General features: G+C 69.0%; 9 protein-coding genes. 7 read left to right on the forward strand and 2 right to left on the reverse strand.

Annotated features, from left to right (window positions below; genetic code table 11):
* The 4 genes from mtaB to murD all read left to right on the forward strand — a co-directional run.
* The coding region (gene mtaB / locus AC6RA4_RS20430) for a tRNA (N(6)-L-threonylcarbamoyladenosine(37)-C(2))-methylthiotransferase MtaB (protein ID WP_500163476.1) at positions 1-1,245 on the forward strand (1,245 nt) is incomplete at its 5' end.
* A gap of 1 nt (position 1,246) precedes the next feature.
* On the forward strand, positions 1,247-1,870 hold the full coding sequence (locus tag AC6RA4_RS20435; protein WP_500163478.1) for an FMN-binding negative transcriptional regulator: 624 nt from the start codon (positions 1,247-1,249) through the stop codon (positions 1,868-1,870).
* 39 nt (positions 1,871-1,909) lie between these two features.
* Complete coding sequence (locus tag AC6RA4_RS20440; RefSeq protein ID WP_500163479.1) at positions 1,910-2,605, forward strand: CDP-alcohol phosphatidyltransferase family protein; 696 nt, start codon at positions 1,910-1,912, stop codon at positions 2,603-2,605.
* A 272-nt stretch (positions 2,606-2,877) separates the two neighbouring features.
* Entirely contained in the window at positions 2,878-4,281 is a 1,404-nt protein-coding gene (murD, locus tag AC6RA4_RS20445; RefSeq protein WP_500163481.1) for a UDP-N-acetylmuramoyl-L-alanine--D-glutamate ligase, read from the forward strand.
* Between the two features lie 4 nt (positions 4,282-4,285).
* On the opposite strand, the gene AC6RA4_RS20450 is transcribed toward murD, so the two are convergent.
* Complete coding sequence (locus AC6RA4_RS20450) at positions 4,286-4,993, reverse strand: hypothetical protein (protein WP_500163483.1); 708 nt, start codon at positions 4,991-4,993, stop codon at positions 4,286-4,288.
* A 54-nt stretch (positions 4,994-5,047) separates the two neighbouring features.
* On the reverse strand, positions 5,048-6,238 hold the full coding sequence (locus AC6RA4_RS20455) for a BaiN/RdsA family NAD(P)/FAD-dependent oxidoreductase (RefSeq protein WP_500163485.1): 1,191 nt from the start codon (positions 6,236-6,238) through the stop codon (positions 5,048-5,050).
* 120 nt (positions 6,239-6,358) lie between these two features.
* On the opposite strand from AC6RA4_RS20455, the gene AC6RA4_RS20460 reads away from it, so the two are divergent.
* The 3 genes from AC6RA4_RS20460 to AC6RA4_RS20470 form a co-directional block, all read left to right on the forward strand.
* On the forward strand, positions 6,359-7,099 hold the full coding sequence (locus tag AC6RA4_RS20460) for a hypothetical protein (protein WP_500163487.1): 741 nt from the start codon (positions 6,359-6,361) through the stop codon (positions 7,097-7,099).
* A gap of 138 nt (positions 7,100-7,237) precedes the next feature.
* A complete protein-coding gene (ftsW, locus tag AC6RA4_RS20465; RefSeq protein WP_500163488.1) occupies positions 7,238-8,407 on the forward strand; it encodes a putative lipid II flippase FtsW in 1,170 nt (389 codons plus the stop codon).
* Positions 8,408-8,535: 128 nt separating this feature from the next.
* A partial coding sequence (locus AC6RA4_RS20470; RefSeq protein ID WP_500163489.1) for a glycosyltransferase occupies positions 8,536-8,688 on the forward strand: 153 nt, incomplete at its 3' end.

Here is an 8,688-nt window from a genome sequence, read left to right on the forward strand (position 1 = left end):
CCCAAGTTCACCACGCTGGGCTGCCGGCTCAACGCCTACGAGACCGAGGCGATGAAGGCGCTGGCCGAGGAAGCCGGCGTCGGCGATGCGGTTGTGATCAACACCTGCGCCGTCACCGCCGAGGCGGTGCGCAAGGCGCGGCAGGAGATTCGCCGCCTGCGCCGCGAGAATCCCGACGCCCGCGTCATCGTCACCGGCTGCGCCGCACAGATCGACCCCGACAGCTTTGCCGCGATGGACGAGGTCGACGCGGTGATCGGCAATTCCGAGAAGATGTCGCCCGACACCTGGGCGGGGCTCTCCAACGGCTTCATCGGCGAGACCGAGAAGGTGCAGGTCAACGACATCATGTCGGTGACCGAGACCGCCGGCCACCTGATCGACGGCTTCGGCACCCGGAGCCGCGCCTATGTGCAGGTGCAGAACGGCTGCGATCACCGCTGCACCTTCTGCATCATCCCCTATGGCCGGGGCAATTCGCGCTCGGTGCCCGCCGGTGTCGTCGTCGACCAGATCAAGCGGCTGGTGCAGAAGGGCTTCAACGAGGTGGTGCTGACCGGGGTCGATCTGACCTCCTGGGGCGCCGACCTGCCGGGCGCGCCGCGGCTGGGCGATCTGGTCATGCGCATCCTGCGCCTGACGGATGTGCCGCGCCTGCGCATCAGTTCGATCGACAGCATCGAGGCCGATGACAACCTGATGCTCGCCATCGCTTCGGAGCCGCGGCTGATGCCGCATCTGCATCTCAGCCTGCAGCATGGCGACGACCTGATTCTCAAGCGCATGAAGCGCCGGCACCTGCGCGACGACGCCATCCGCTTCACCGAAGAGGCGCGCCGCCTGCGCCCCGACATCACCTTCGGCGCCGACATCATCGCGGGCTTCCCGACCGAGACCGAGGCGCATTTCGAGAACTCGCTGAGGCTCGTCGAGGAGTGCAGCCTGACCTGGCTGCACGTTTTCCCTTATTCCTCGCGCCCGGGCACGCCCGCGGCGAAGATTCCGAACAAGGTCGACGGCACTACCATCAAGGCCCGCGCCGCCCGGCTGCGCGCCGCAGGCGAGGCCGCCGTGGCGCGCCACCTCGCGGCGCAGCAGGGCGTGACCCATCGCATCCTGATGGAGAACCCCACGATGGGGCGCACCGAGCAGTTCACCGAGGTCGATCTCTCGACCCCGCAGACCGAGGGCGCCATCGTCACCGCGACGATCACCGGCCAGCACGGCCAGCGGCTCGTGGCCTGAGATGCACCCGAACCCGACCTTCCGCGGCACGAGGCGCGACGAGAGCCTCGCCTTCGCGCGGCAGCGCGCCTTCGGCACGCTTGCGGTCTCGGCCGAGGGCGCGCCGCTGCTGTCGCATGTGCCGTTCCTGCTCGCGGAGGATGGCAGCCATGCCGAGCTGCACCTCGTGCGCTCCAACCCGATCTCGCGCGCGGCCAGGGAGGGCCTGCAGGCAAAGCTCGCGGTAAGCGGCGCGGATGGCTACGTCTCGCCGGACTGGTACGGGCTCGGCCCAGACCAGGTGCCGACGTGGAACTACGTCGCGGTGCACCTGACCGGGCGGCTTGTGCCGCTGCCGCCCGAGGCGCTCGAGCCGCTGCTGGCGGCGCAGTCCGCCTTCTTCGAGGCGCGCCTGCCCAAGGCGCCCTGGACCATGGACAAGATGACGCAGGAGACCAGGGACAAGCTTCTGCGCATGATCCTGCCCTTCCGGCTCGACGTGGACAGCGTCGACAGCACCTGGAAGCTGGGCCAGAACAAGCCCGAGGCGGCGCGCCTTGCGGCCGCCGGCGCGGTGGGCGAGGGCATCGGACAGGAGCTCGATGCCCTGGCGGCGCTGATGCGCGAGCCCCCGGCGAGCGACTGATCGTTTGCGCTTGCCGCGCACATGCGGCATGACTTGCGGATGCGCATCGCGACCAAGGCCCTGCTCACCCATATGCTCACCGCGACCGGCGCCGTTTTTGCGATGCTGGCGCTGCTGGCCGCGGCGCAGGGCGACTGGTCGGTCATGTTCCTGTGGCTGGTGGTGGCGTTCTTCGTCGACGGCATCGACGGTCCGCTGGCGCGCAAGTATGACGTCAAGACCAACGCACCGCGCTTCGACGGGGTGCTGCTCGACCTGATCATCGATTACCTGACCTATGTCTTCATCCCCGCCTTCGCGCTGTTCCAGTCGGGGCTGATGCCGGGCTGGACCGGCTGGCTGGCGATCATCATGATCACCTATTCCAGCGCGCTCTACTTCGCCGACAGCCGGATGAAGACCGAGGACAACTCGTTCCACGGCTTCCCGGGCTGCTGGAACATGCTGGTTCTGGTGCTGTTCGCGATCAAGCCCGGGCTCTGGGTGATCCTGATCCTCGTGGCCCTGCTGGCGGTGGCGATGTTCCTGCCGCTGAAATTCATCCACCCGGTCCGCACCAAGCGCTGGCGGGCTGTGTCGCTGCCGGTGGCGCTGGCCTGGACCGGTTTCGCCGGCTGGGCGGCCTGGGTCGACTTCCATCCCGAGAGCTGGGCGCATTGGGGGCTCGTCGCGACCTCGATCTACCTGATCTTTGTCGGGATCGCCCAACAGCTCATCCCCGAGCGCCGCGGCTGACGCGGGATCTCTGGTCGCGTCCATGCCCGGCGCCGCTCCCGGCCGCGATGTCCGGCCTGCCTCCGGCGGGAGTATTTTTGACGAAGAGAAGACAGGGGCGCTTCCCCCAAGTCTTCTTTGGTTCAAAAATACCTCGGGGGTGAATTGGCGCACAGCGCCAAGAGGGGGCAGCGCCCCTTCAACCGCCGCTTCCGTCTGCGCGGCGCTCTGGTCTTGGCGCGGCGCTTGCGGTAGCGCTTGGGCAAACACAACGAAGGGCGAGGGCAGGGCGGATGATTCCGGTAACCGGGTTCGAAGGTCAGACGGTGGCGGTTCTGGGGCTGGGGCGCTCGGGCCTTTCGGCAGCGCGGGCGCTGCGCGAGGGCGGGGCACAGGCGTTGTGCTGGGACGACAACCCCGCAGCCCGTGCCGCGGCCGAGGCCGAGGGGTTCGAGACCCGTGAGCTGGCGCGCCCGGGCGGTTTCGACGGCGTCGCCTGGCTGGTGGTCTCGCCGGGCATCCCGCATCTCTACCCTACGCCCAACCCGGTGATCGCTGCGGCGTGGGACGCGGGCGTGCCGGTCGACAACGACATCGGCCTGTTCTTCCGCTCCTTCGGCAGCGGCGATTGGGAAGTGTTCGACCAGCCGCCCAAGGTCGTCGCGGTGACCGGCTCGAACGGCAAGTCGACCACCTCGGCGCTGATCCATCACATCCTGCAAAGCGCCGGGCGCGACAGCCAGCTTGCCGGCAATATCGGCCGCGGCGTGCTCGACATCGAACCGCCCGAGGAGGGCGGCGTGGTGGTGCTGGAGCTGTCGAGCTACCAGACCGATCTCGCCCGCGCGCTGACCCCGGACGTGGCGGTCTTCACCAACCTTTCGCCGGACCATCTCGACCGTCACGCCGGCATGGGCGGCTATTTCGCCGCCAAGCGCCGGCTCTTCGCCGAGGGCGGGCCGGATCGCTGCATCATCGGCGTGGACGAGAACGAGGGCCGCTACCTTGCCAACCAGCTTGCCGAGGCGGCAGCGGATGACCGGCTGATCCGGATCTCTTCGGCGCGCAAGCTCTCGGGGCCGGGCTGGGATGTCTATGCCCGCAAGGGCTTTCTCACCGAGTGGCGCAAGGGTCGGCAGGTGGCGTCCATCGACCTGCGCCAGATCCGCGGGCTTCCGGGCGCTCATAACCACCAGAACGCCTGTGCGGCCTATGCGGCGGCGCGGGCGCTCGGGGTGGCGCCGCGGGCGATCGAGGCGGCGTTCCAGTCCTTCGAGGGCCTGCCGCACCGCAGCCAGATCGTCGCCGAGGCGGGCGGCGTGGCCTATGTCAACGACAGCAAGGCCACCAATGTCGACGCCGCGCTCAAGGCGCTGCAGGCCTTCCCGCGCATCCGCTGGATCTGCGGCGGGCTGATGAAGGAGGGCGGGCTAGAGGCGCTGGCACCGGGGCTTGGCAACGTCGCCAAGGCCTATGTCATCGGGCGCGAGGCGGCCGGCTTCGCGCTGGGGCTGCCGGGGGTCGAGGCCGAGGTCTGCACCGACATGGAGACTGCCGTGGCCCGCGCCATGGCGGAGGCCGAACCGGGCGAGGTGGTGCTGCTGGCGCCGGCGGCGGCGAGCTTCGACCAATACGACAATTTCGAGCAGCGCGGCGACGATTTCGCCGCCCGGGTGCGGGCGCGGCTGGCGGGCTGAGGCCTCAGGCCCGGGCGTAGGCCTCGGCGCCGAGGCGCGATTGCCGCAGCGGCGCGTAGAGCCCCTTCATCAGCGCCTCGGGGTGTACCACGCCGACCTGCGCCGGGATCTCGGGCAGCTCGAGGATCTGCGCGATGGCGAGCCGGTGCATGCCGCCACCGGCGCGCAGCGGCTGACCGTCGCGGTCGATATGCACGAGGATGCCGCCATGCTCGCGGCGGAAATAGCAGGGCAGTTCCGACTGCGTGAGCAGGCGGCCACGGCGCCGGGTCTCGTCATAGATCCGGTCGAGCGTCTGGTAGCGGTCGAGCACGTCCTCGCGGCTGTTGCAGCCATCCGGGCGGCGGCCCTCGGCGACATGGCGCATCATGCGCGCGAAGAGCGGCGTGTCTTCCCACGGCACGCCCTCGAGATAGTGCATCCGGCAGCTCTGGGCCTTGATATTGGCGGCGAAGGGGGTGCGGCAGCGGTCCCAGTCGCCGCCCACGATCATGCCGCTCTGCTGGCGGCGCAGGCGCTTGCCGCCGGTGGCGCTGTCATAGGAATCGCGCACCGCGAGCGGATCGAGAAACACCGGCTCGTCGGAAAGCGGCGCGTCGGGTCCGTAGCGGAACCGGTTCCACAGATCGCGCGCAAGCTTGCGCGGCACCTGCGCCTCGATGTCTCGAAGCCAGTTGACCGGGTGCAGCGTGGGGTGATCGGCGAACGCCATCGGCTCGTCTCCGTAACGGACAGATGACGAAAATGTAACGTTCCGGTTGCGGTTTCAAGACACGGAGCGGCGGGCGGCGATCTCCTGTCCGCAAACGGTGCCGGAAGACCACGCCCACTGGAAGTTGTAGCCGCCAAGCCAGCCGGTCACGTCGACCGCCTCGCCGATGGCGAAGAGGCCGGGCACGGATTTGGCCTCCATGGTCTTCGAGGACAGCGCGGCGGTCGAGATGCCGCCGAGCGTGACCTCGGCGGTGCGCCAGCCTTCGGTGCCCTGCGGGCGCAGGCTCCAGCCCTGCAGCGCTTCGGCCAGCTCGGCGATGCGCAGGTCGGAGAGATCGGCGAGGTTGCCGGCGAGGGGCAGGCTTTCGGCGAGATGCGCGACCAGCTTCGGCGGCAGCAACTGCCCGAGCGCAGTGGTCAGCGCACGGCGGCCGGACTCGGCGCGGGCCGCCTTGAGGGACGCGGCAAGATCCTGCCCCGGCAGCAGGTCGACGGTGATGTCCTCGCCCTCGCGCCAGTAGCTCGAGATCTGCAGGATCGCCGGGCCCGAGAGGCCGCGATGGGTGAACAGCATCGCCTCGTCGAACCCCGCCTGTTCGGTGCTGGCGCGCACCGGCAGCGACAGGCCCGAGAGGGCCGAGAAGCGCCCGTCGGGGAAGGTGAAAGGCACCAGCCCTGCGCGGGTCGGCACCAGCGGCAGGCCGAACTGCGCTGCGATGTCGTAGGCCAGCCCGGTGGCGCCCATCTTGGGGATCGACTTGCCGCCCGTCGCGAGTACGAGGTTGCGCGCCGAGACCGTCTCACTGCGGCCCTCGCGGCTGAGCCGCGCGCTGAAGCGGCTGCCGTCGTGGCTCAGCTCGGCCAGTTCGGTTGAAAGCCAGAGCTCGGCGCCCGCCTCCGCCATCTCGGAGCGCAGCATGGCGACGATCTGGGTGGCCTTGTCGTCGCAGAACAGCTGTCCGAGGGTCTTTTCGTGCCAGGCGATGCCGTGGCGGCTGACCAGCTCGATGAAATCCCACTGGGTGTAGCGCGCCAGGGCGGATTTGCAGAAATGCGGGTTCTCGGAGAGGAAACGCGCCGGCTCGATCCCGAGATTGGTGAAGTTGCAGCGCCCGCCGCCCGAGATACGGATCTTCTCGCCCGGGGTGCGGGCATGGTCGATGACCAGCGTGCCGGGCCCGGCCTGGGCGGCACACATCATGCCGGCGGCACCGGCGCCGAGGATGAGGGTTTCGATCTGCATGGGCCGCTCAGGAACACGGATCGCGGCGGCAGGCAAGCGATTCAGGCGGCGACTGCGGGCGGGATCTGCGCTACCATGGCGTGTATTTGGTTTCGATCTTTTCAGGAGAGTGTCTTTCTCATGGAAATTCCATCCAGCAATTCCCAAGCCGCCCGTGCCGCCGTGCGCATTGTCGAACGCCCGGACCCGGCTGACGCCGCGCCGGCGGAACAGCCCGACGCCGAGACCCAAGTCTACATCGATCCCGAGCTTCTTGCCGCGCTGCGCGCCATGCCGGCGGGCCGGCTCGGGGCCACCGGGTTGGTGGGCGGGGTGCCGATCGGGGGCTTCGCCGGGGTCACAGGGGGCTTGGGCTATGGGTATGTCACCGGCACATGGCTCGGCGCCTCGCTGCCGGATCTGGCCCGCCAGCAGGGCAAGGCGCCCGAGACGGTCAGTCAGACCGGCACCTCCGGCATGATGGCGCTGCGCAAGGCCAAGCTCGAGCTGGCGGGGACGGGGCTCGACTTCCTCGGCAAGGCGGATCGCGACTTCGGCCTGCTCGGGACCCACGGGGGCACCGTGGTGCAGGTCGGCTCCATCGTGCTTTCCGGGGCGAAGTTCGCCAACGCGGTCGAGCAGGACGGGGGCATCACCATGAAGACCGCCATTCGCGGCACCGCCTTCTTCAGCGACGTGGTCGAGCTTCTGGGCTATGTCGAGCCGCGGCTCGCCGGGGTGGCGCAGGTGGCGGGCTATGTCGGGCTCGGCCTCAAGGCGGTGGACGGGGTGATGACGCTTTCCGACGCCTATGGCCGCCCGCGCCCGGTCGAGGCGCGCATCGATCTGCGCCCCGATGCGGCAGCGGGGGAGGCGAGCTGAGGCAAGAGCCGCGTGCGGCGCGCAAATGTCTGGCGTGGCCGCGCGGCAGCTGTTAAGCTTTTTCCACAAGATCCGGGTCCACCCGGGCGATACAGGCAGTCTGCCGGCCCCGTGCCGGCCATCACGAGCGGTGATCCCATGACGGAAATGGTTTACGGCACGGTTTCCTCCGTGCGCGAGGGCGAACCCGTTCTGCCCAAATGGTGGCGAACGGTCGATCGCTGGGCATTGTCCTGCATTATCATGCTGTTCGGGGTCGGCATCCTGCTCGGGCTTGCCGCCTCGCCGCCATTGGCCGAGCGCAACGGCTTTGGGCATTTCCACTACGTTCAGCGGCAGGCCTTCTTTGGCGGGCTGGCGCTGAGTGCGATGCTGCTGACCTCGATGATGTCGCCGGTGCAGGTGCGCCGGATCGCGGTGATCGGCTTTCTCGGCGCGTTCATCGCGCTCTTGGGGCTGCCGTTCCTCGGCACCGATTTCGGCAAGGGCGCGGTGCGCTGGTACTCGCTTGGCTTCGCCAGCGTGCAGCCCTCGGAGTTCCTCAAGCCGCTCTTCGTGATCGTCGTGGCCTGGATGATGGCCGCGAGCCAGGAGATCGGAGGCCCTCCGGGCAAGCTCTGGTCCTTCTGCCTCACCGTCACCATCGTGCTGACGCTGGCGCTGCAGCCGGATTTCGGGCAGGCCTGCCTGGTGCTCTTCGGCTGGGGCGTGATGTGGTTCGTGGCCGGCGCACCGATGCTGCTGCTGGTGGCGCTGGCGGGGCTCGTGGTGCTGGGCGGCATGGTCGCCTATAACAGCTCCGAACACTTCGCCCGCCGCATCGACGGGTTCCTGACCCCCGAGGTCGATCCCACCACCCAGCTCGGCTACGCCACAAACGCCATCCAGGAGGGCGGCTTCTTCGGCGTCGGCGTCGGCGAGGGCACGGTGAAATGGTCGCTGCCCGATGCGCATACCGATTTCATCATCGCGGTGGCGGCCGAGGAATACGGGCTGATCCTCGTGCTGATCATCATCGCGCTCTATGCCACCGTGGTGGTGCGCTCGATGCTGCGGCTGATCCGCGAGCGCGATCCCTTCATCCGCCTCGCCGGAACCGGCCTCGCGGCGATGTTCGGCGTGCAGGCGATGATCAACATGGGCGTCGCAGTGCGGCTCTTGCCCGCCAAGGGCATGACGCTGCCCTTCGTGAGCTATGGCGGCTCGTCGCTGATCGCGGGCGGCATCGCTCTTGGCATGCTTCTGGCCTTCACCCGGACCCGCCCGCAGGGCGAGATCGGCGAAATCCTGCGCGGGCGCGCCCGCTAGGCTGGGTTTTCCCCGCCGCCTGTGCTCTGAGGCGGCGTCGGGCCGCGCACGCGGCGCGGGGCAACAGACAACGGCCGGCGCGGCGCAGAGCCGCGCACCGGCAGATAAGAACGGGAGATCACGGGGTCATGGCAGAGCAGTACCGGCGCCCTCTACTGGTCATCGCGGCGGGCGGCACCGGCGGGCACATGTTCCCGGCGCAGGCGCTGGCGGAGATCATGCTGCGGCGTGGCTGGCGGGTGAAACTCTCCACCGATGCGCGCGGCGCGCGATATACCGGC

This window comes from Salipiger sp., assembly GCF_059781815.1.